Source organism: Geovibrio sp. ADMFC3 (assembly GCF_054687035.1).
In genome coordinates this window covers 2,019,054-2,040,597 of the sequence record NZ_BAAFZG010000002.1, presented here as the reverse complement: position 1 = coordinate 2,040,597, position 21,544 = coordinate 2,019,054, and the positions used below count along the sequence as shown (strand labels likewise).

General features: G+C 44.2%; 23 protein-coding genes. 5 read left to right on the top strand and 18 right to left on the bottom strand.

The window, feature by feature from the left end:
• The first annotated feature begins 10 nt into the window (after window positions 1-10).
• The 5 genes from tgt to ACYRYY_RS10050 all read left to right on the top strand — a co-directional run bounded on the left by tgt (window position 11) and on the right by ACYRYY_RS10050 (window position 4,320).
• Window positions 11-1,132 carry a tRNA guanosine(34) transglycosylase Tgt gene (tgt, locus tag ACYRYY_RS10070; RefSeq protein ID WP_460215466.1) on the top strand — a complete coding sequence of 374 codons (1,122 nt, stop codon included), beginning with the start codon at window positions 11-13 and terminating at the stop codon, window positions 1,130-1,132.
• A complete protein-coding gene (gene yajC, locus ACYRYY_RS10065; RefSeq protein ID WP_460215465.1) occupies window positions 1,125-1,439 on the top strand; it encodes a preprotein translocase subunit YajC in 315 nt (104 codons plus the stop codon). The genes tgt and yajC overlap by 8 nt, the downstream gene beginning before the upstream one ends.
• Window positions 1,440-1,444: 5 nt before the next feature.
• A complete protein-coding gene (secD, locus tag ACYRYY_RS10060; RefSeq protein WP_460215464.1) occupies window positions 1,445-2,989 on the top strand; it encodes a protein translocase subunit SecD in 1,545 nt (514 codons plus the stop codon).
• 12 nt (window positions 2,990-3,001) lie between these two features.
• On the top strand, window positions 3,002-3,916 hold the full coding sequence (gene secF, locus ACYRYY_RS10055) for a protein translocase subunit SecF (RefSeq protein WP_460215463.1): 915 nt from the start codon (window positions 3,002-3,004) through the stop codon (window positions 3,914-3,916).
• A 92-nt stretch (window positions 3,917-4,008) separates the two neighbouring features.
• Window positions 4,009-4,320 carry a TM2 domain-containing protein gene (locus ACYRYY_RS10050; protein WP_460215462.1) on the top strand — a complete coding sequence of 104 codons (312 nt, stop codon included), beginning with the start codon at window positions 4,009-4,011 and terminating at the stop codon, window positions 4,318-4,320.
• 35 nt (window positions 4,321-4,355) lie between these two features.
• Here ACYRYY_RS10050 and ACYRYY_RS10045 read toward each other — a convergent pair whose 3' ends face one another.
• From ACYRYY_RS10045 to fliM, 18 genes are all read right to left on the bottom strand, one after another.
• Window positions 4,356-5,141, bottom strand: a complete 786-nt coding sequence (locus ACYRYY_RS10045) for an IclR family transcriptional regulator (protein WP_460215461.1) — start codon at window positions 5,139-5,141, stop codon at window positions 4,356-4,358.
• A gap of 188 nt (window positions 5,142-5,329) precedes the next feature.
• Entirely contained in the window at window positions 5,330-6,553 is a 1,224-nt protein-coding gene (locus ACYRYY_RS10040; RefSeq protein WP_460215460.1) for a mechanosensitive ion channel family protein, read from the bottom strand.
• Window positions 6,550-7,689: a hypothetical protein gene (locus ACYRYY_RS10035; RefSeq protein ID WP_460215459.1), complete on the bottom strand. Its 1,140-nt coding sequence runs from the start codon at window positions 7,687-7,689 to the stop codon at window positions 6,550-6,552. Before ACYRYY_RS10035 ends, ACYRYY_RS10040 begins: the two co-directional genes overlap by 4 nt.
• On the bottom strand, window positions 7,686-8,102 hold the full coding sequence (locus tag ACYRYY_RS10030) for a hypothetical protein (protein WP_460215458.1): 417 nt from the start codon (window positions 8,100-8,102) through the stop codon (window positions 7,686-7,688). The genes ACYRYY_RS10035 and ACYRYY_RS10030 overlap by 4 nt, the downstream gene beginning before the upstream one ends.
• Complete coding sequence (locus ACYRYY_RS10025) at window positions 8,099-8,884, bottom strand: PilZ domain-containing protein (RefSeq protein WP_460215457.1); 786 nt, start codon at window positions 8,882-8,884, stop codon at window positions 8,099-8,101. The genes ACYRYY_RS10030 and ACYRYY_RS10025 overlap by 4 nt, the downstream gene beginning before the upstream one ends.
• A gap of 3 nt (window positions 8,885-8,887) precedes the next feature.
• Complete coding sequence (locus tag ACYRYY_RS10020) at window positions 8,888-9,166, bottom strand: hypothetical protein (RefSeq protein ID WP_460215456.1); 279 nt, start codon at window positions 9,164-9,166, stop codon at window positions 8,888-8,890.
• A 744-nt stretch (window positions 9,167-9,910) separates the two neighbouring features.
• A complete protein-coding gene (locus ACYRYY_RS10015; protein ID WP_460215455.1) occupies window positions 9,911-10,741 on the bottom strand; it encodes a CheR family methyltransferase in 831 nt (276 codons plus the stop codon).
• The gene (locus ACYRYY_RS10010) at window positions 10,738-12,156 is read right to left on the bottom strand and encodes a HEAT repeat domain-containing protein (protein ID WP_460215454.1); all 1,419 of its coding nucleotides are present in this window, start codon (window positions 12,154-12,156) and stop codon (window positions 10,738-10,740) included. Before ACYRYY_RS10010 ends, ACYRYY_RS10015 begins: the two co-directional genes overlap by 4 nt.
• Before the next feature lie 3 nt (window positions 12,157-12,159).
• Window positions 12,160-12,480, bottom strand: coding sequence for an STAS domain-containing protein (locus tag ACYRYY_RS10005; RefSeq protein WP_128467645.1), 321 nt, complete (start codon window positions 12,478-12,480; stop codon window positions 12,160-12,162).
• 9 nt (window positions 12,481-12,489) lie between these two features.
• Entirely contained in the window at window positions 12,490-14,064 is a 1,575-nt protein-coding gene (locus ACYRYY_RS10000; RefSeq protein ID WP_460215453.1) for a PP2C family protein-serine/threonine phosphatase, read from the bottom strand.
• Between the two features lie 204 nt (window positions 14,065-14,268).
• Window positions 14,269-15,240: a hypothetical protein gene (locus ACYRYY_RS09995; RefSeq protein WP_460215452.1), complete on the bottom strand. Its 972-nt coding sequence runs from the start codon at window positions 15,238-15,240 to the stop codon at window positions 14,269-14,271.
• Window positions 15,227-15,799 (bottom strand): OmpA family protein, encoded by a 573-nt coding sequence (locus ACYRYY_RS09990; RefSeq protein WP_460216487.1) that lies wholly within the window; start codon window positions 15,797-15,799, stop codon window positions 15,227-15,229. Before ACYRYY_RS09990 ends, ACYRYY_RS09995 begins: the two co-directional genes overlap by 14 nt.
• 73 nt (window positions 15,800-15,872) lie before the next feature.
• Entirely contained in the window at window positions 15,873-16,124 is a 252-nt protein-coding gene (locus ACYRYY_RS09985; protein WP_460215451.1) for a hypothetical protein, read from the bottom strand.
• Between the two features lie 43 nt (window positions 16,125-16,167).
• Window positions 16,168-18,270 (bottom strand): hybrid sensor histidine kinase/response regulator, encoded by a 2,103-nt coding sequence (locus ACYRYY_RS09980; RefSeq protein ID WP_460215450.1) that lies wholly within the window; start codon window positions 18,268-18,270, stop codon window positions 16,168-16,170.
• Between the two features lie 207 nt (window positions 18,271-18,477).
• Complete coding sequence (locus tag ACYRYY_RS09975) at window positions 18,478-19,110, bottom strand: protein phosphatase CheZ (RefSeq protein WP_460215449.1); 633 nt, start codon at window positions 19,108-19,110, stop codon at window positions 18,478-18,480.
• A gap of 2 nt (window positions 19,111-19,112) precedes the next feature.
• A complete protein-coding gene (locus ACYRYY_RS09970; protein ID WP_460215448.1) occupies window positions 19,113-19,490 on the bottom strand; it encodes a response regulator in 378 nt (125 codons plus the stop codon).
• Between the two features lie 56 nt (window positions 19,491-19,546).
• On the bottom strand, window positions 19,547-20,476 hold the full coding sequence (fliN, locus tag ACYRYY_RS09965; protein ID WP_460215447.1) for a flagellar motor switch protein FliN: 930 nt from the start codon (window positions 20,474-20,476) through the stop codon (window positions 19,547-19,549).
• On the bottom strand, window positions 20,457-21,467 hold the full coding sequence (fliM, locus tag ACYRYY_RS09960) for a flagellar motor switch protein FliM (RefSeq protein ID WP_460215446.1): 1,011 nt from the start codon (window positions 21,465-21,467) through the stop codon (window positions 20,457-20,459). Before fliM ends, fliN begins: the two co-directional genes overlap by 20 nt.
• Between the last annotated feature and the right edge of the window lie 77 nt (window positions 21,468-21,544).

Genomic DNA, 21,544 nt, shown 5'->3' with positions numbered 1-21,544 from the left:
AGGGAAAATAATGTTTAAATTCACACTGGAAAAAACGAGTGAGAAATCAAAAGCCCGAACGGGAAGGATTGTCACTCCGCATGGGGAGATAGAGACCCCCATATTCATGCCCGTGGGCACTGTTGGTTCCGTCAAAGGAATTGCCCCCCGTGAGCTGGATGAGATCGGCGCCCAGATCATTCTGGGAAACACTTATCATCTTCACCTGCGTCCCGGAGAGGACACAGTGGCGCATTTCGGCGGTCTGGCGAAGTTTAATTCTTGGAATAAACCAACACTCACAGACAGCGGCGGGTTTCAGGTTTTCAGCCTTGCCAAACTGAATAAAATAGGTGAGGAAGGGGTCGAATTCAGATCCCATCTTGACGGCAGCAAGCTGTTTTTATCTCCTGAAAAATCCATGGAGATCCAACAGAAAATCGGCGCAGACATCATGATGGCATTTGATGAGTGTGTGCCTTATCCCAGCGAAAAGATATATGTGGAAAAATCCCTTGAACTCACTACACGCTGGGCGGAAAGATGCCTTAAGGCAAAAACAAGGGAAGATCAGGCATTATTCGGCATAATTCAGGGCGGAGTATTCCCAGACCTCCGCAAACGCAGTGCAGAACAGATATGCGCTCTCCCGTTTAACGGATTCGCCATAGGTGGATTAAGTGTGGGAGAGGATATCCCTACTATGTATGAAATCACCGATTACATAACCGACTATATGCCTGCGGACAAACCCCGCTATCTCATGGGTGTGGGAACACCGGAGGATCTGCTTAACGGAATAGAAAGAGGCGTGGACATGTTCGACTGCGTAATGCCCACAAGAAACGCACGAAATGCCCTGCTTTTCACAAATAACGGCAAGCTCCACATAAAAGCGGCAAGGCACAGACTTTCCGATGAACCAGTGGATGCAGAATGCGACTGCTACACATGCCGCAATTTTTCAAGGGGATACCTTCGCCATCTCTATAAATCAGGCGAGCTTCTTGCCTTAAAACTCAACTCTATCCACAATCTGCATTTCTATCTTTCTCTTGTAAAAAGGTCAAGAAATGCTATAAATAATGGGTTCTTTGAGGATTTCAAAAAGGAAATTCTGGATAAAATCAGTTTCGGAGGAGACAATGTTTAACGGTACTATGTTGGCTGCAAACGCACAGCCCTCTCAGGGCGGAGCATTAATACAGCTTCTACCCCTTATTCTCATTTTTGCGATATTCTACTTTCTGCTTATCAGACCCCAGCAGAAAAGACAGAAAAAACACGCTGAAATGCTTGATGCGCTTAAAGCAGGCGACGAAGTTATCCTTGCCGGCGGTATATACGGCAAAATAGAAAGAATCGCTGATCCGAACACTTTTATAGTCGAAATTGCTGACGGCGTTAAGATCAAAGCCGCTAAAAGCGGTGTGGCTTCTGTCGCTGCCGGGGAGAAATAAACCTAATGAAAACAAGGACCAGATGGATCATCATTTTGATTGTAGCGGTCTGGGCTGTCATTTCCGTTCTGCCTTACGGCAAGAGCATGAAACTCGGACTGGACCTTCAGGGCGGTATGCACGTCATCCTCGGCGTGGATACCGACAAAGCCGTTGAAGGCAGGCTTGAAGGTTTTGCGGTAAAAATCAGAAAAGAGCTTGCCGCAGAATCTGTTAATTTCGGCTATGTGCAGATGGATGATAAAGGCAGAATCAACATCGCTCTTAATAACACAGACGATGCTGACAAAGTCAAAAAGATCATCGCTGAAAGATATGACACACTGGAGGAAGTAGCTTCCTCCGGCAATAATATCCTCAGCTACCGCTTTAATGCCGCGGCTGTGAGGCAGATAAAGGAATACGCAGTTGATCAGTCTCTTGAGGTTGTCAGAAACAGAATCGATGAATTCGGCGTTTCTGAACCAATCATCCAGAGACAGGGAAGGAATCAGGTTGTTGTGCAGCTTCCCGGTGTCACAGACCCCGAAAGGGCGATCAGCCTCATAGGAAGAACCGCACAGCTTAAGTTCCATATAGTAAATGAAACTGTAAACCCCGAAGACGCTGTAAACGGCAATATACCCTTTGACTCGATTCTTCTTTATCAGAAAATTACAGATAAAAACACAGGCAAGGTTCTCAGCAGCGTACCCTTTGTACTCAAAAGAGAAGCCGTTCTCACAGGGGATTACCTTGTGGACGCCAATGTTTCCTTCACGCAGAATAACCTTCCCGCTGTTCAGTTCACACTGGACTCAGCCGGAAGCAAGCTTTTTGAAGAGATCACAGGACAGAACGTAAACAGAAGAATGGCGATAGTGCTTGACGACAATGTTTACTCTGCGCCGGTAATTAAATCAAAAATCGCAGGCGGAAGTGCAATAATTGACGGAATCGGCACCCTTGATGAAGCCAAAGAGATCGCAATAGTCCTCAGAGCAGGAAGCCTTCCCGCTCCTGTATCAATTGAAGAGAACAGAACAGTGGGACCCTCTCTCGGTCAGGACTCCATCAATGCAGGTCTTAAGGCGGCAATCATCGGTGTTGCGGCTATTATCATCTTCATGGGAATCTACTACAGGGTTTCAGGGCTCATCGCAAATGCCGCCCTTCTGTTCAACTTCCTGCTGATTTTCGCAGTAATGAGCCAGTTTCAGGCAACCCTTACCCTGCCGGGTATTGCGGGACTTATCCTTACGATAGGTATGTCTGTGGATGCCAATGTTCTCATATTTGAGCGAATCAGAGAAGAACTCAGGATGGGACGAACGCCCCTCAATGCCATTGAATACGGCTATGAGAAGGCATTCTCCACAATCATAGACGCAAACCTTACTACGATAATCGCAGCGATTGTTCTCTTCCAGTTCGGAACGGGACCGGTCAAAGGATTTGCTGTTACCCTCTCAATCGGTATTCTCGCATCCCTGTTCACTGCACTGTTCTTCACCAGAACTATTTTCGCCACAATGCTCGGCGGCAGTGAAACTAAATCCGTGAGCATATAGGGGGGAATGACGATGTTTGAGATAATTAAACCCGGAACAAGGATAGATTTCCTTTCCTATACAAAATACTACTTCACTGTCAGCATCATACTTACCTTGATAGGTGTTGCGGTCATAATGACCAAAGGTTTCAACTACGGCATAGATTTCGCAGGCGGAACAGTTATTCAGGCGGAATTTGAGCAGGAACCCAACCTTGATGATGTCAGAAAGGCCATGAACGAAATCGGCATGGGTGAAGCAGTCATACAGAACTTCGGCGATGCTCATGATGTACTTATACGCATCGAAAAATCAGAAAGACAGCTTGACGAAGTCTCCAATGACATAAAAAACACTCTGGTGCAGACTTTCAGTGACGGCAAGGTTGATATAGTTCGTGTTGAGCAGGTTGGTCCGCAGGTTGGCGAGCAGCTCAAAACAAAGGCTATATACGCCGTTATCTATGCCCTTATAGGCATGCTGATTTATATCGCTTTGCGCTTTAAGCTTGTTTTCGCTGTGGGTGCTGTTGTGTCACTCTTCCATGATGTGATCATTACCCTCGGTATTTTCAGCCTCATGGGTAAAGAGATTAACCTGACCATAGTTGCGGCTCTCCTCACTATCGTAGGTTACTCCATTAACGATACTGTTATCGTTTTTGACCGTGTCCGTGAAAAAATGAAAACCGAAGCAGACAGCTCCATGTCGCTTAAAACAGTGCTGAACATAAGCCTCAACGAAACACTGAGCAGAACAGTTCTTACTTCAGGCACAACGCTCCTTGCGGTGCTTGCACTTTTCATATTCGGCGGCGAGGTAATCCACGGATTTGCTCTGGCTCTTCTTGTGGGAATAGGCTTCGGTACATATTCTTCAATATGTGTTGCGGCTGCCCTTGTTTACGTTATAATGAACAAAAAGGAAGCAAAAGCAATTGCCTAAGCACTGCTTAAACTTTTAAAAAATTACCCCAAGCCGCTTCCCGTAAGGGGGGCGGCTTTTTTTATGCACTGCGCTAAAAACGGAGGCAAGAAATGACACCAAAAGAACAAGGTATTAAATACTGCACGGAATGCGGTGAACCCATAAGGCGGAATGCTGAAATATGCCCTAAATGCGGCGTAAGGCAGTATCCGAACCGAAACAGACTGGCAGCGGCATTACTCGCTTTTTTTCTCGGCGGGTTCGGAATACACAAGTTTTATCTGGGTAAAGCCGGCTGGGGAATAGTCTATCTTCTTCTTTGCTGGACATTCATTCCGGGGCTGATTGGGATAGTGGAATCAATTTTCCTGTTTCTTATGAGTGATCAGGAGTTTGATGTGAAATATAATAGCGACAGATAAAAAAAGCCCCGCTAATGCGGGGCTTTGCTTGTATCTTACTCGTGAAAGCCTAAGCGCTTGCTTATCTCACGGGCATATTTTCTTGCCACAGGCAGAATCTGGTTCATGAGGCGTTCATCGGTCATCCTGCATGCAGGTCCGGTAACACTCAGAGCTGCAACAGGTATCCCCAGATAATCTTTAACAGGGACGGCAACGCAGCGCACCCTCTCCTCAAATTCCTGATTATCAATGGCAAAATCGTTATCCGCTACGCCTCTAAGCTCTTTCTTGAGAATAGGAAGCGATGTGATTGTGGTATCAGTGTATCTTTTCAGCCTTGCACCCATGTAAATCTTGTTTATCTCTTCCTCGGAAGAATAAGCAAGCTGAACTTTACCGATGGCAGTGCAGTAGGCGGGGACATCTTTACCCACACGGGAAACAACTCTCACGGGGAGGTTGGTTTCAACCATATCCAGATAGATAACATTACCCTCACGGAGTATGCCTATGTAAACAGATTCGTTAACTTCGGCAACTATTTTTTCCATAAAGGGTCTGGAGAGCTTGAGAATACCGAGTTTGCTTACAAACTTCTGTCCCAGATTAAAAATACCGATCCCCAGACGGTAGTTCTCTGTATTGTAGTTCTGCTCTATGTAACCTCTTGAAGCGAGGGTAGCGAGCAGCCTGAACACATTGTTTTTGTGCAGCCCCAGAGACTTACTAAGCTCGGTAACACCAAACTCGTCTTTGTTTTCAGCAGTTCTGAACACTTCAAAAAGCTGAAGCGCATGATAAACTGACTGAACAGGCTTTACATCCGGCTTATAAACCATAAAATACTCCTTAAATACCCATTAGGGGCTAATGAAACATATAGTGTGCAAAACCGCACAGGCACAACGTTTATTCTTATAATAACAGGCTAACGTTTGAAAGAATATAAAATATCGTTATAAACAAAACAAGTTTTTTCTTTATAATCGGAAAAAATAATTACTGTTTGTTTTAATCAGCCGTTAATTCATTTAATCCTAAGTTTATCGGCAAGCTCCGAAACATCATATCCGCTGGGAGACTGAAACACTCTCAAGTCAAATTCTGTAATAACAGCAAGCAAATGATCGAAAATGTCGGACTGAATGCCCTCATAGTTTACCCAGTTTGTATCATTGGAAAACACATATACCTCAAGGGGCAGTCCTTGGGGCGTAGGAGCTAACTGTCTTACCAGAAAGGTCATGTTCTTGTCTATTTCTTTTTTCATGCGGAGGTACTCAAGAATGTATGCTCTGAAAGTGCCGATATTCGTAAGGTGTCTGCCGTTTACAACGCTCTGAGAGTTTATATTTTCATTTGCTTTGCCTATTTCATCCTGTTTGCGGCTGAGGTATTCCTTGAGGACATCGACGGAACTGAGCTTTTTAATATCTTCATCTGTTAAAAAACGGATGCTTTTTTGATCTATCAGGATAGAACGCCTTATCCTTCTTCCACCGGATTCACTCATGCCCCTCCAGTTCTTAAAGGAACCGTCTATGAGCTTGTGGGTCGGTATAGTCACGATCGTATTATCAAAGTTCTGTACCTTTACAGTATGCAGCGCCATTTCTATCACGGTGCCGTCTGCATCAGTTCCAGGAACCTCGATCCAGTCACCGACATGTATAAGGTCGTTAAATATTATAAGCAGACTAGCCACAAAGTTCATGATGGTGTCTTTGAAAACCAGCATGAGGATGGCTGTCATGGCTCCTATCCCGCTGAGGATAGCCCATGGGGATTTACCAAGGAAGAAGCATATCACCAGTATGGTGCCCATGAAGAAAACAAATATCTCAACAAGCTGGGCATAGCCTCTCATGGGTCTTGTGGCGGATATGGGATAACGCTCATAGACCTCAACTACAGAACGCAGAACACGTCTGGCGAATATAACCACCATCAGTGTGATATATACATTCAGCAGGCGCATGACAGGTGTTTGAACAGAAGGAAAAAACTGAAGCCCGTAATGGATAACAAAAACAGGGGGAAGTGTGAAAATTATATTAAACACCTTATGCTTAAGAAGCACATCATCCCACTGAACCGCACTGCGCTTAACAGCGGCATTAATGACTCTTAGTATAAAAAAACGGGGTATAGCATAAGCAAGGAAAACAAAACCTAAAATCACACCCGCTTTAATCAGACTCTCAAGGGGCAGATTTATATAGGAAAGGATCTCAGTTAATTTTTCTTTCATGCCGTAGCGTCAAAACCTCCTAACTGCTGTGCTGTATCTTTCTTAACTTCGAACACCGATTCATCATCAGGTTCATATTTTTTCCAGCGGATCAGGGCGTTTTCGACTTCTATGCCTTTTAGCATCTCAGATATATCCGCTTCGCTCTTCACCAGTATATCAAACATATCTTTAATTTGCCTTATAGTTATGAATGTTCTGCCTATTTTGCTGAATTCAAGGGAGATATACATTATTCCGCCCCCCTTGTCATCTTTTTTATATCTGACAAGAGCATCACTCACATCTTCATTCTGCGTTTTTAAATAGCTCACAAGTCCGTCTGCCATAAGGACATTAACAAGCTGAAGCCTGGTTATTGCCTCCCTTGCAGGTACATCCCTTTCAGTGTAGGCACGGAATTTTTCATCACCCGTAACCTTTTCTCCTCCTGCAAGCTTGTGTTCAAAGAACACTCCGCTCTCCTTGAGAGCAGCTTTTATGTCATCCGCAGACAGGTTCAGGAGATTTATATTGGAAAATTTTCCGGTACTTTTTAAAAGAGCTGTGAAATCAAACTTTCCAACTTCTGTTTTAACCATAAGAGGGTCTAGGCTCTCTAGCGGATTTTTCATCACCATAAGTTCCAGAAACGGCTCTGTTTTTAAAACCAAAGCCTTGAGGCTGTTCAGCACTGTCTGCCCTATATCAGCCTTAAAAAGATAACCGGCAGCGTCCAGCAGCTTAAGCCCGTCACCCATGGTTCGGACAATATTCAGATTCAGGCTGTCCCCTTCCTTGGCACCGGGAATAGTCCCCTTAAGCAGGCGGAATATAACCGCATCAGCCCCGTCCTGCGTCTGCACACCGGGGGATGTGTTCTTTACCACGGCAGAATTAAAGCCGTCTTCAAAGTTTCTGATTATTTTAAGCTCGACCTGTGAACCGTTGCGGACTACCTGCGCCCGAAAACGTGTGCTGTCACCCAGCTCTGTGTCAAGCTGGGCCGTTACCTGACGCCCCTTTAAGTTTATGAGGTACATTCCGTTGTTCATTCTCCGCACAACAGAACCGCCCAGTTTTTCACCTTCCATAAGTTCAAGGAGTTTGCCGCTCTGATCGGTGAACCCGAACTGACCGGAAGAGAATATTTTCATGCGTCCATACTGCGGACTATCTTGACCTCTGTAGTGGAAATGCCCAGCTTTCTCGCTATGTCAGAATCAGGCATACCATCTTCCGCAAGCTCCCTTATTTTTTCTTTGAGGGTTTTCTCCTTCACGGTTTTTTCGGCTGCACGCCCGTAGTCTTCCAGCTTTGAACCGGCAAGCACGGTGAGGTCTTCCAACACGCTTTCTCTCTCTTTTATAGAATTATCAAGCTTGGTGGCTATCCGTTCGCTCTCGATAACCAGTTCCCGCAGCTCCTCTATAAACGGATAAAGATCAGAAGGAGTAACTTCTATAAGTTTCTTTTCAAGTCTGCGTACTTTGGCAGCGAGAGCCGCAATAACAAGCACAAGCACAAGCAGCACGATGTGGGTAATTATCAAAACAGTTGAATTGCTCATTTATCCCTTGCCTCTTTCAGAAGCTCACGGTCTTTCTCAAAAACATATCTTATAATATTTTCCTTAACAGCTTCTTCCATATCTGTAAACTCAAGATCAGCCAGTATACCGAGTTTCGTTTTTCTTCCGCCGCTTATTTTCCCCACGGCTGCAAAGCGCAGTTTGCCGCCCGTATCAAAGGCTCTCGCTTCAATAAAAAACAGATCGCCTATTTTGATGGCATCACCTGTGAAAAATCCACAGCCTTCGCTGCTGATATACAGTGCCTTTGTGGTCGTCAGGTCATTTACCCTGCTTTCAGATTCGGCAAGGTATATAAGCTTATCCAGCTTGGCGTCCATCTCTATTAGAAATTTGAAAAGATGCTGATTACTTATACTTTCATTGGGGATTATAGACTGAATCTTGTTTACGATACTGTTTTTATTGGCGGAATTAAGCCTTTCTGCCCTGCGTGCGTATGATGAATATTCATCAGCAGTGATTTTTTTTATATCGAACGAGCCTTTGTATTCGACTCTGTGGGCGCAGTCCGCCTTTCCACGCAGATCTTTTACAGCTTTGAAGGACACCAGGTTGCCTTCAGCCTTTAAAAACTCCACCTGCATACACTTTGAAGCGCCTGCCTCATGCCACTGTAAAGTCATATCAAGACAATCTTGTGTCATAGAAGGTGAGTAAGAACCAAACTGAAGCACAAGAGGTGCTTTTGAAGTTATAAGACCGTAAACGGTTCTTATGTCGTCAGGATATATTATGCTTAGTCTGGCTCGGACTGTCACTGCTTATGCCTCGATATCTATATAATGACCGGATTTACTCTCCGGCGGTGCTTTCTTCTTCTTTTTCTGTTCACGTTTCTTGCGGTTTCTGTCATCAATATTGGGATTATCAGACTTCGTGACGTTTGTAACCGAACGGGTATTCTGCTCATTCTGCCTCGCCATTTCAGAAGCCAAATGAGCATGGCGCTGTTCTGCGTTTCTTTCCATAACCTCCTGAACCTTCTCAGTCACAGGGGTTTTATTCATAATAACTTGAACATCTATGGGACCGGGAGCCATACAGACCTCCTGCTAATAAGGGTTCAGAAAAGGGAGTTTGCCTTTTCTGAATATGTTCAAGGGGCGGATTAACCGCCCTATGATACATGTACCTTTATTATCGGCTTAAATTCATATTATATAAATTAGCCGATACGCATAAAAGCGCAACAGAAGCAGGCGATAATTACAGCGCCAAACCGCACATCCTGTCGGTTTGACACACACGCTCGCGCCGCAATCAATGCGACTTCGCTTCGCACGGCGCACTCCCATCCTGGGAATGTTAGGATATTACCCTTATTTCAGGTAGACTATGCCGCCGCCGAAATTCGTCGGTCTTAATAACGCCAAACCGCACGTCCTGTCGGTTTGACGTACACGCTCGCACCGCAATCAATGCGGCTTCGCTGCGCACGGCGCACTCCCATCCTGGGAGTGTTAGGATATCAACCTTATTTCAGGTAGACTATGCCGCCGCCGAAATTCGTCGGTCTTAATAACGCCAAACCGCACGTCCTGTCGGTTTGACGTACACGCTCGCACCGCAATCAATGCGGCTTCGCTGCGCACGGCGCACTCCCATCCTGGGAGTGTTAGGATATTAACCTTATTTCAGGTAGACTATGCCGCCGCCGAAATTCGTCGGTCTTAATAACGCCAAACCGCACGTCCTGTCGGTTTGACGTACACGCTCGCGCCGCAATCAATGCGGCTTCGCTTCGCACGGCGCACTCCCATCCTGGGAGTGTTAGGATATCAACCTTATTTCAGGTACACTATGCCGCCACCGAAATTCTTCATTTGGAATTTTTCGCTTATTTTATTCAAAGTCTCAGAGTGACCAAGGAAAAGATAGCCCGGATCATTCAGAGCCTTGTGGAAAGTTTCTATAACTTTCTTTTTAGCTTCCATATCAAAATATATCAGCACGTTACGGCAGAAGATAATATCCGCCTTACCAAACTTGGAAGCCACCAGCGGATTCAGCAGGTTGCCCTGAAAAAACCTTACCTGAGAGGCTATTGCAGGATCAAGCTTAAAAGAAAAGCCGTCTTTAGTGAAATACTTATCCACAATCTGCTGCGGTACCCCTCTGAAAGACACGCTGCGGTATACACCCTGTTTCGCCGTTTCCAGCACTTCGGTGTTAATATCTGAAGCGTATATCTCAATATTCATCCTGTTCAGAAGCCCTGCCTCATTCAGCAGTATAGCCATTGAGTAGGCTTCCTCTCCGGAGGAGCTGGCGGAAGACCATATCCTGATACTTCTCTTGCCCTTCGCCTGAAGTTCAGGGATTACTGTTTTAATCATGTAATCCATCTGCGCTCTTTCACGAAGGAAATAAGTTTCGTTAATTGTCACAAGATTAAGGAGAATCTCCATCTCCTCTTTCTTCTTTATATTGTACTTGAGATAGTAAATATAATCCTTGAAGCTGTTGAAGTTCAGTTCCTGAAGCCTTTTCGTCAGCCTGTTCTCCAGAAGATACTTTTTGCTGTCGGAAAAAGATATAGCGGAACTGTTATAGATGATATCCTTTAACTCAACAAACTCGTCATCTTTTATTTTTATCGTTCCGAGCTGAATCATAACACTTCCAGTATATTCTGAATCTTTTCACGCACATATTTGTTGTCCTCAGCGGTAATCCTGCTGCGGAGAACATCCTTGTAGCCTTCCGGTTTTATGGTATCGAGAATTTCAACTGCCTTAAAACGCACAAGCCAGCTTTCATCACTGCCGACAAGTTTTTCTGCTGTGGCAGCAGCAGCGTCCGGCTTGATCTTCATCAAAGCACCGAGAACCTCTTTACGCACATCCTCATTGTCGTCCTTAACAAGCCCCTGCAAAAAAGGAGAAGAGTCATACTTTATTTTGCCGAGAGCTTCAATTATAGCCAGACGTACATTTTCCTCAACTGCGGCATACGCCTCAATGAGCCTTTCCGCACTGACTTCACTGTGCATTTCGCCCAGAGCCTTCACTGCAAAATAACCTACCCAGCTGTCTTTATCTGTAATACGCTTAAGGATTTCCTCAACCTTGTCCTTGGCTTTGATTCTGACGAGACCGCCCGCAGATGCTTCACGCACCTTGATCGACTCATCATCAAAACCGGCAAGAAGAATATCTGCCACACCGGGCTTGTTGAAACCTGCAAGACTTTTCACTGTGAACGCACGCACATCCTCATTCTTTTCCTTTTTGAGATGTTCAAGGAGAATAGAATAGCTCTGTGAATCGTTTATAAGAGATAAAGCCTGCGCAGCAACAATTCTAAGGCGTGGTGAATCTGACTTGAGGAGAATACCTATTTTATCTGCATCGGAATCATCAGCCAAAAGAGCGATTGAGCCCGCAGCGGCTTCAGCAACATCACTGACTGAGCTTTTGAGGAACTCATAAAGCCGATCCCTGACGGACACTTCCCCGAACCAGCCGAGAACCAGAATTGCCGCCCTGACAACCGAACCTGAATCGCTGTCCAGACACTCTTTTATCTTAGCAGTGGCATCATAGTCATGTGCTTTGCCTATGGTAAGCACTGCATATTCCTTCAGCAGCGGATCATCCATGGCAAGAGCGTCATAAAGTCTTGCTTTTATATCATCAGTGTAGTTTTCTGCTATAAAATCGGAAACCCTGTCAGCCTCTTCGGGATCAAAAAACTTTTCCAGAAGCTCATCAGCAGTAAAAGAAGTGTAGTCCTGAGAAATAGTGAACAGCGGCAGCAGATTTGTCATTTCAAAAAGCTGATGCACTTCCTCGCTCACGTTTACAAGCAGAAGCTCTGCCTTATTTTTCTGAATCTCTTTTTTAAACGCAAGGATTGTCGCCAGAGATTTGCTCTGCAGGAAAAGACAGTTTTTAAGATCGAGAATAACCTTGTAAACTCCGCTTTCGCTCCTTACAGCAGCCAAACCTTCATTGAGTCCTTCAACATGATTTTCTGCGCCAATGACGACACGGAGGGTGTCTTTATTTCTGGTGAGTTCAACGCTCATTTTTTACCCCAGCGCCTGCGCCTCTGTTTCATAAATTTTAAAAACCTTATCAAGACCGGTGAATGCGAACATTTCTCTGATGTCTGAAGACATTTCGCAGAGACCGAGTTCTTTTTTCATTTTATTCGCATTTTTAAGCAAATCTATGATCTCCCTGAGACCGGAACTGTTCATATATACAACGCCTTTAAATGAAAGGACTGCCGCATTGTGAGATGCGAACATATCAAGCACTTTTTTCTTAAGCTCCCCGCCTGTCTGGGCATTTACTTCGCCCTTGATGTAAACTACCTGCTTCCCGTTTTTACCCTGAACGTCGAACATGGCTGCCTCCTAAATCTTTTTGAATGCCAGTATGGTTATATCGTCCTCGAACGGTATTCCGTCGGCGAAGAGCTTCACATCATCCATAATGTTTCTAATCATCTCGCTCACGGGCAGTTCGCTGAACATCATTATTTTTGAAATCAGCCTGTCATAGCCGTACTGATCCCTTTGCCCATTCATTGCTTCGTTCAGTCCGTCTGTGTACATGAAAACAATGTCGCCGGAATCCATCTCAAATTCGCCCTGATCATAGTCCACACTGTCAAAAGCACCGAGGAAAAGCCCCTGTGCTGTCACTTTGCGGACGAGCATCTCAGATTTGTCATAAAACAGCATAGGGTTATGCCCTGCGCTGGCGAAGTTGCATCTGCCGGACTTTGAGTCAAGCACCACATAAAACATAGTAACAAAGTCATTTGTGTGTATATTATCGCAAAGGATCTCGTTCACCATCGCAAGCGCTTCGGAAGAAGCCACTATGTCATAGGTGTAAGATCTCATTATTGCTCTTGTTATAGCCATTATAACAGATGCGGGGATTCCGTGCCCGGAAACATCGGCAACACCCAGACCCCAGTATCCGTTGCTCATCTCTATGCAGTCATAGTAGTCGCCGCCGGCATGCTCCGCAGGAGTGTAAAAAGCGCCGAAGTCATAATCAGTTATCTTAGGCAGAGTTTCGGGAAGAAGGCTTGCCTGAATTTCTCCCACCTGCCTTAATTCCTCATCGATTATCCTCTGCGCTTCCTTCAGCCTTTCGTTCATCCGGAGAAGGTCCTTGTTAAGCAGAGACATCTGCCTCTGTTTTTCCTCAAGGACAGCCTGCTGGCTTTTTATCTCGTCGATGAGCTTAAGCTCTTTGGTTGTGTCCCTTATACTTTCAACAATATACTGATCAAAACGGTTAAAATTTACCGTAAGCTTTTTGCCGAATGCTTCCCTGAAAGAGCGTGTAACTTTTTTATCAAGCATAGGGCAGTCTTTACACTGTTCCTTATAACCATACATTTCATAGCATTTTTCCGGTCTGATGTCAGAGCCGCTCTGTTTTGACATCTCAATCAGATTCTGGTTGGCGATATTTACCGAGAAATCAGGGTTCACCACCATAACCCCCTCATTGAGTGAGTTGACGGTATTCATTATGAACTTATGCTCTTTCTCAGTTTCTTTTCTTCGCAGATTCAGGATAACATTGGACGCCTTAAGTTCTTTTGTATGGTGGGTGAGCTTATCTATAAGCTTCTTTGTGCTTGTGATGTCATCCATTATTTCCGCATACATTCCGTCGGAAAGCTTCTGGAATTTTGAAGAATACAGTTTGCGGAAACCTCTGTGGGTGATGGTGTCATGCTCAATATCAACAGCCATCTTCCCGTTCTTCAGCATCTCAAGCTGGCAGTTGGGGCAGGGTTCCAGTCTGTTGAATATGACAAGGTGGCATTTCTTGCCCATCAGCCTGTCAGATGTCTTCCCTGTGAGGTTTTTCATAGGGGTACTGCAGAACTGTATCTCGTACCTGTCATTTACTACCATGACTATTTCGTTCATGTAGTTGAGAATTTCCTGGTTAAACTCCATCTATTCCAGCCGTTATTTTTTTTATTTTCCGCATAAAATACCGCAGACAGTTAGCCTGATTATAATATAATGCTCCTTCAAAGTTAACAAATAATACCACTCTTATCAGGAATTTTCAGGTTTTTCACTGCCCAGCGCCAATCTCAGCGTAATTATTGTTATAACAAAATTCAGTATCATTAGAAACAGTTAAGGTCATTAAACCTAATCGTTCATCATGATCAGGAAAAAAACGCTGAAAAAAGCTATTATGGCAAGTGACATATAAAGCAGCTTCCACGCTATCTTCTGCGCCCTTTCCATAAGAGTAACTTTATATTCATCAACGTTGCTTTCCATCCCTTCAAGATATTCTAGATCCAGCTCCACCTGCTCACGGCTGCGCTTCATCTCGTCTTCCGATTCGTACTCAACGACTGCGCCTATATAAATAAGCAGATACTGCAGCAGAGAGAACAGTCTTGTTTTTACATCGGTAAATTTATCAGTAAACTTAAAGACTGAGACTTTAAGCACTTCCGGGAGAATATCATGCTGAATTTTCTTGAACTTCTCCCTGATCTCAGGGGTTATATTGTTGATATCCTCAAGGAGATCTATCTCCTCCAGAATACCTCGTGCAAGCTTGGTGTATTTTTCAGTGACCATTGTCACCTTACTTGTGGGCACAGTAACAGAACCTCTTTCGGTCTGTCTGGCTTTAAGATAATTTTTCAGGACTGTGTAACCGCTGGGAACACCCTTTGATTTTCTTTTTTTCTGGTGTTTGTACTTTTTCTTTTTTTCCAGGGCATTTATGGTTTCCATTATATCGGTGGGGGTGAATATATAATGGTCACGGCCATCCAGAACCTCTTTCTCTTTCTTTTCAAGAGAGCCGTTGGTAAAGAAGAAAAGTTTAATAACATTCTCTTCATTCATGGTACGAAGAACGTCTGTGCTTATATATGGGTCAAGTTCTTTTTCCCCTTCAACAATCTCGAGCCATACAAGGGCATTATCATTTTCATCCTTTGATGACCGCCATATCTCAATACGGCGTTTCCCCTGTCCGTCAAAAACAGATCTGTGTACAGCAAAGTGAAAGTCGTGAAGGATTTCCGTTATCAGCTCATAAAAATTCTTCAGGCTGATATTGTAAAAATCCTCATACCTTATGCCGTCATTTTCGTTCATAAAGATCCGCTCTCCTGTTCATGGGCTGCCCGTTCTTTGTATTTTCCGCAGCAGGCATAAGAGTCCCCATCCCCTGCGCTGCAATATTAACTGAAGATATACCGTTTTGCTCCAGAATCGTTTTCAGATAATCCGCTCTTTTTCGGGCAAGGTCGAAGTTGGTGTCAAAGCGGTCATTCTCCATAACACGAAGAGTATCCGTATGCCCCAGAATAAGATACTCTCCTGAGTCCCGCAGTGAGGCTATCTTTGTACCAAGCTGCGCCGGTACCTCAGCATGAAATTCACCAATATCAAAATAGAGTGTGCCTATATAAGTATAATTATCATCTGCAAGAAGAGCCGGTGAACCGTCAGGAAGATCTGAATTCTGTGAGGCAGCATTTTTCGCATCTGACTGCATATCAGCCGCTTTAGCCGGAGAATTGCCTGTATAGCGGAATTTATGACCGGAGTAATCCGGTTCGGTAAGTTCTTTTTCCTCTATCCTTATAAGCTTCCACCCGTTGAGAACGATCTGGCTTCTTGCCTCATCAATATCCTCTGCTCTGACGTGCATTGTGGTCACAGCAGAACTCCCCTCACGGGTGATGTGGATAAGAAAAAGCTTTCGCCCGTCTGCGGATGTTTTTTCAACGCCACCAGATAAAACGGATATAATTAGAATCGGCAGGAGGAGTCTGATAAAGAAGCGGACGGTAGTTTGCATTCCCAAGTCTGTTTTCCTCCAGAGCTTTATTGAAATCTTTTCCGGGATATTTCTGAACAATTTTTAGATTTTTGATTATATCGCTTCCGCCGTTATGAAACAGAAAAGCTTTCGGACCGAGCATGGAGGCGGTCTGAAAGCGGCGGCTTACGGTTGTAACCTCGTAGACATACACAGCGGAAAGCGCCTCTCCCGTAAAAAGGAGAAGCGCTGTAAAACTAATTAGCAGTTTTCTGAGCAAGCAGCTCATCGATCTTATCAAGCATTGTCTGCAGGTTCAGAGGTTTAAGCAGGAAAGCGTTTATGCCGGCGGCACTCACCTTCTTTCTGTCCGTAACTTCGGATCTGCCCGAAACTGCAATTATAGGTTTTTCATAGCCCCTTTCCCTTATCATTTTGGAAAGGTCATACCCGTCAAGATCCGGCATCATAATATCAGTAACGATGATGTCGGGGTCATTACTCTCAAGATATTTAAGCGCATCCCTTCCTGCTGAGACTTCATCAACATTTATCCATCCTGTTGAGGAAAGAAGGCGGTTCATTATTTTTCTGTCCGTTGCGGAGTCATCCACAACAAGCACATTTACACTGTTGGCGTTTTTCTTAACTGCGCCCGCTTTCTTTTTTTTGCGTGAGCGTCTGGGCATTTTACCGGCTATATCAATAACGCCTGCAACATCAATGATGAGCCTGACACGTCCGTCGCCCATGATTGTCGCTCCGGCTATGCCGACATTACCGCCGAGGTATTCGCCGAGGGATTTGATAACAATCTCTTCCTGTCCGACGAGCTTATCGACAATAAATCCGAGCTTTTTCTCTGCAAGCCCAACGACAACAACATAGATATCGTCTTTGTATGAACCCTCAAGTTCGTATATTTCGTCAAGGCGGAGAAGGCTGAGAACTGAGTCTCTGAGTTTAAGAACTTCTCTTCCTTCAAAATTATGTACTTCGCTGAGGTTGATACGCACTGTTTCCACAACAGAGACAAGAGGTATCGCAAAAATTTCGCCGGAAACATCCACAAGCAGAGCCTGAATAATAGCAAGCGTAAGGGGAAGTTTGAGGCGGAATCGTGTACCGTGTCCGAGTTCAGATTCTATATTTATGATACCGTTAAGTTTTTCGATGTTTGTTTTAACAACGTCCATACCCACGCCGCGTCCGGAGATGCTTGTAATTTTCTCTGCGGTGGAGAAGCCGGGTTTGAAAATAAGGTTGAATGCACCTTCATTATCAAGATTTTTAGCTTCTTCAGGAGTTATGACACCTTTTTCGACTGCTTTCTTTTTAAGTTTTGCAGCGTCCATACCCTTACCGTCATCCCTGATCTCAACCACAATGTGGTTTCCTTCATGATATGCGGAAAGATGTACGGTTCCTTTAACAGGTTTTCCTGCTTTTCTTCTTTCTTCAGGGCTTTCAACACCATGATCCACTGCGTTTCGGATCATGTGTATGAGCGGGTCGCCTATTTCTTCCACGACAGATTTATCAAGCTCTGTTTCTTCACCGGTTATAACAAGCTCGATCTCCTTATTTTTCTCTCTGGAGAGGTCGCGCACCATACGGGGAAATTTATTGAAAACCTTGCCGATGGGAACCATTCTTGTTTTCATCACAGCAAGCTGAAGCTCTGTGGTAATAAGCCCAATCTGTGAAGTGGTTTCCATAAGCTGTTCTATGAGGAATTCGCCTTCAAATTTCTTTTCAAGCTCGCCTGAAATCTGCCCTATTCTGTTTCTGCTCAGAACAAGCTCTCCCACAAGGTTCATCAGTGAGTCAAGCCTTGAGACATCCACACGTATAGTCTGTTCTATGGACATTGCGGCTTTTTTCACCTGATTCACATCATTATCAGCACGTTTGCCGGAAGGAGCCGGTGTGGATGAGCTTTCACCAGAACCACCGTCTATCTGATCGAAGTTGCCTTCATTTGCAAGCTTAAGCTTTTTAACAGTTTCATCTATTTTCACAGTGTCCTTGCCGGCTTTGATATCAGCAAGTATATGTTTGGTCACATCCACAAATTCAAGCAGTATATCCATAATAACTGCATTAACCTGCATCTCGTTTTTACGGAGTTTATTGAGAATTTCCTCGGCATGGTGAGTAAGATTCGCCATTTTATCAAAGCCAAGGAAAGAGGAGGCACCTTTCATTGTATGTGCAGCACGGAAAATCTTGTTCAGCAGTTCAAGATCATTCTTGCTGTTTTCCAGTTCCACAAGGTCGTGGTCAAGGCTTTCTATAATTTCATCTGTTTCGAGAATAAAATCCTGTACAAGATCCTGCATGTCGCCGATGCCGTCCATATAGGGACCTCCTTAACAAAAGTATCGCCGTTTAATTTTAATGAACGGCTCTGTAATTTATTCCACTTTCTGTTCACTTTTGCGGCAATTGTGTCTGAAAGTTAAGATAGCGGATGTCTGAATAACTTCAAGACAATTTAAAGTTTAATTTTGCTGTCCTTATAACTGCAAATTCATCATCCTGAGAATTTGCTATGCACGCTTGCGTTATATTCCGAACTCTTTGAGCAGCTCGTCAACAAGGTTCTGGTTTTCCATTATACCGTCTTTTGTTTTGAGTTTCTCTAAAGTTTCAACGTCAATTTTTCTATCTTTAACCCCAAGCATAAGCACGAGGTGCGTAAGTCTTTCCTGAAGGTCGTATATGATTTTTATCAGTTTATCAATTTTCTGTTTGGTAATATCCTGAAATTCGAGGGAGGCAATAATATCAAAGCTGACATCCTGACCTGCCGTGCCTTTGTCACGCAGGCGGTCAAGAATACCGTTTATTTTGCTGAACTCGCCGTTCTCTACATAAGTCCGCAGAGTGCCGAGGTTCTCTTTTATGTCGTCAATATTGAAATTGATTTTATCCACACACTCAAGAACGTTCTCGGACGCTTCCTTCGAGTCCCCGATGACACTGTGAAGAACGCTCTCAAAACCGGGCAGATCTTCATACGCATCTTCAACCGCAGAGCTTACAGTCTTAAGCTTATTTACTGCTTTACTGAAATATTCTGCAATGTGAAAGAGTTCACTCTCAGGATTGACATCAATACCTACGACATCATAGTTTCCGTTATTGATGTTTCTTGCAATATCAAGAAGCTCATTAACGTCCTTGAAATTGTTCATAATCACAGACCCAGAAGTTTGTCTATCTTCTCTTTAAGCGTATCAGGGGTAAAAGGTTTTACCACATAGTTGTTTACACCGCTTCTGAGTGCGGTGAGAATGTCTTCCTTGGCAGCCTCTGTCGTTACCATAAGAATAGGCATAGTTTTGTACTCATCCTTGGATCTGAGAGTTTTAACAAAAGTAAGCCCGTCCATTTCCGGCATGTTCCAGTCGGTAATAACAACATCAACCTTGTTTTTTGCCATGACATCAAGAGCTTCCACACCGTTACCAGCCTCAAGGATGTTTGTGAAGCCGAGCTTGAGAAGAGTATTTTTAATTATTCTTCTCATAGTGGAAGAGTCGTCCACTGTTATTACAACGTGATGATGAGCCATTCAATCCTCCGCCTGAGATGTCATAATATCATATTATTTATATTATAACACCAATGTCAATCCTTTAATTTCTTCAATCTCTCTGCCCTGCTTACGATTTCCTTGATGCGAAAACCGAAGTAGCCATCGACGATAACCACCTCTCCGCGGGCTATAACCTTATTGTTTACAACAAGTTCAACAGGTTCATCCGCAGATTCGTCAAGTTCTACAATGTTTCCTGATCCCATAGTAAGTATATCCTTTAAAAACATCCTTGTTGAGCCCATTTTCACACTGACCGGAACATCTATGTCCATCAGCATGTCCATGTTCTGCCCACCGGAGACGGAACCGCCTCCCATCGAGCTTATGGGGTCATTCATTGCATCATCAGCATCATCTGGAAAAGTAAAAGCAGTTGTAAAATCTGGTTCTTCATCAGAAGCGGATCCTGCCCCGCCGGAACTTTTACCCGAAAACATGGACAGCAGATCCTCATCCATAAAAAAGCGCATAGCTGTTTTACGGTCACCGATTGTAAATTTCATATCGGCTATAAAATAACTTTCTGACTGAAAAAGAGCCGAATTTTCATTTTTAAGCACATCATCAACTTTGAAGCTGACTTTTTTGCCAAGCCTCTCATCAATCGGTACGGTCAGAGAAGACAAAACCTGCTGGCAAAGTTCTTTTATTGCATCAGGATCATCTTCCCCAAGCTCTTCAGTACCCTCGGAATCCATCATGAGCATGAGAGCGGCAAGCATGGTTATATCTTTGGTGTAGAAGAACAATCCGGCATCAAAACCTGATTTCTCCTCTGTAATGGAGACCGCCGTCTGGGACTCATAACCGTACATAAGCTCATCCGCCCCGCCGGAATAGGCGTCAGACAGAGAAATACTTATTTCCTTATCAAACATGCTGCCGAAGGTTGAGGCAAACATGTCCGTTACAACTCCTGTAAAAGCGGCGTATTTGCCTTTATCCAGATCTTTCCTCATTAACTTCTTCCGTGATCATTTCATTTATTCTCACAGCCTTACGCACGCCTAACGTACCTATATGACCGAAAAATTTCTTTTTGTTGTTGATAAATATACCCGCAGGAGTGCCCGCCTTAACATCCATCATAACCAGATCGCCTTCCTGAAGATTCATTATCTCTTCGATGGTAAGAGTGGTATGCCCAAGGGATGCACGCAGAGGAATCTTAATCTCTTCAAGCATATCAAGAATATGCTTTTCATTATCCCCGAACTTGCCTTTCTTGGCGCCTATCAGCCAGTCCTGGCTGCTGATCTTGCCGAGAACAGGTTCAAGAACAATGGCAGGGATACAGAGGTTCATCATCCCCGTCGCCTCACCGAACTTGATCTCGAAAACCACAAGGATAACAACCTCGTTCTGTGCAACAATCTGAATAATATGCGGGCTGTTCTCACTCAGCTCTTTTTTAAAGCGGATATTCTGCACAATCTGCCGCCAGACATCTTCAAGATCTTTGAGTATCAGGCTTAATATACCCTCGATTATATGCTGCTCAAGGCTCGTAAGCTCACGGGTCTGAAACAGCGGTTGCCCCGGACCGCCCAAAAGCTTGTCAACTATGGGAAAAACAAGTGACGGGTTTATCTCCAGCACTGCATTTCCTTCCATAGGTATCATACTTATAATGTTAAAGCTGGTAGGGTCAGGGAGAGACATAAGGAACTCTCCGTATGTCATCTGATCCACACTAACCAGAGTTATGTCTGTGATGGTTCGCAGAAAGTTTGAAAGCGAGGATGAAAAGTTGCGCGCAAACTTATCATGAAGATTTCGGATAGAACGAAGCTGCTCTTTTGATACCCTATCCGGTCTGCGGAAATCGTAAACCGAAATCTTTTTAGGCACAAAGTCAAGCTGCTGTATCGAATTATCCGATAAATCGTCCTCCGTGGATACGGTGGACAACAGCGCATCAATCTCTTCCTGACTTAAAATATCTGCCATTTGTTACCTTTTATCATTTATTAAAGGTCTATTTACGTGAAAGACCCCTTTTTAGGCAAAAAGTGTTCTTTCACACT

Bases quoted from the DNA above. Each gene is read 5' to 3' on its own strand.
- secF (WP_460215463.1), top strand. From the start codon at position 3,002: ATGTTTGAGATAATTAAACCCGGAACAAGGATAGATTTCCTTTCCTAT.
- ACYRYY_RS10020 (WP_460215456.1), bottom strand. From the start codon at position 9,166: ATGGCTCCCGGTCCCATAGATGTTCAAGTTATTATGAATAAAACCCCT.
- ACYRYY_RS09990 (WP_460216487.1), bottom strand. From the start codon at position 15,799: ATGCACGTCAGAGCAGAGGATATTGATGAGGCAAGAAGCCAGATCGTT.
- yajC (WP_460215465.1), top strand. From the start codon at position 1,125: ATGTTTAACGGTACTATGTTGGCTGCAAACGCACAGCCCTCTCAGGGC.
- fliM (WP_460215446.1), bottom strand. From the start codon at position 21,467: ATGGCAGATATTTTAAGTCAGGAAGAGATTGATGCGCTGTTGTCCACC.
- ACYRYY_RS10010 (WP_460215454.1), bottom strand. From the start codon at position 12,156: ATGAGCGTTGAACTCACCAGAAATAAAGACACCCTCCGTGTCGTCATT.
- ACYRYY_RS10045 (WP_460215461.1), bottom strand. From the start codon at position 5,141: ATGGTTTATAAGCCGGATGTAAAGCCTGTTCAGTCAGTTTATCATGCG.
- ACYRYY_RS09980 (WP_460215450.1), bottom strand. From the start codon at position 18,270: ATGGACGGCATCGGCGACATGCAGGATCTTGTACAGGATTTTATTCTC.
- ACYRYY_RS10035 (WP_460215459.1), bottom strand. From the start codon at position 7,689: ATGAAAATATTCTCTTCCGGTCAGTTCGGGTTCACCGATCAGAGCGGC.
- ACYRYY_RS09995 (WP_460215452.1), bottom strand. From the start codon at position 15,240: ATGAACGAAAATGACGGCATAAGGTATGAGGATTTTTACAATATCAGC.
- ACYRYY_RS09975 (WP_460215449.1), bottom strand. From the start codon at position 19,110: ATGAACAATTTCAAGGACGTTAATGAGCTTCTTGATATTGCAAGAAAC.
- ACYRYY_RS10015 (WP_460215455.1), bottom strand. From the start codon at position 10,741: ATGATTCAGCTCGGAACGATAAAAATAAAAGATGACGAGTTTGTTGAG.
- ACYRYY_RS09970 (WP_460215448.1), bottom strand. From the start codon at position 19,490: ATGGCTCATCATCACGTTGTAATAACAGTGGACGACTCTTCCACTATG.
- tgt (WP_460215466.1), top strand. From the start codon at position 11: ATGTTTAAATTCACACTGGAAAAAACGAGTGAGAAATCAAAAGCCCGA.
- fliN (WP_460215447.1), bottom strand. From the start codon at position 20,476: ATGAGGAAAGATCTGGATAAAGGCAAATACGCCGCTTTTACAGGAGTT.
- secD (WP_460215464.1), top strand. From the start codon at position 1,445: ATGAAAACAAGGACCAGATGGATCATCATTTTGATTGTAGCGGTCTGG.
- ACYRYY_RS10040 (WP_460215460.1), bottom strand. From the start codon at position 6,553: ATGAAAGAAAAATTAACTGAGATCCTTTCCTATATAAATCTGCCCCTT.
- ACYRYY_RS10000 (WP_460215453.1), bottom strand. From the start codon at position 14,064: ATGGAGTTTAACCAGGAAATTCTCAACTACATGAACGAAATAGTCATG.
- ACYRYY_RS10030 (WP_460215458.1), bottom strand. From the start codon at position 8,102: ATGAGCAATTCAACTGTTTTGATAATTACCCACATCGTGCTGCTTGTG.
- ACYRYY_RS10005 (WP_128467645.1), bottom strand. From the start codon at position 12,480: ATGTTCGACGTTCAGGGTAAAAACGGGAAGCAGGTAGTTTACATCAAG.
- ACYRYY_RS10050 (WP_460215462.1), top strand. From the start codon at position 4,009: ATGACACCAAAAGAACAAGGTATTAAATACTGCACGGAATGCGGTGAA.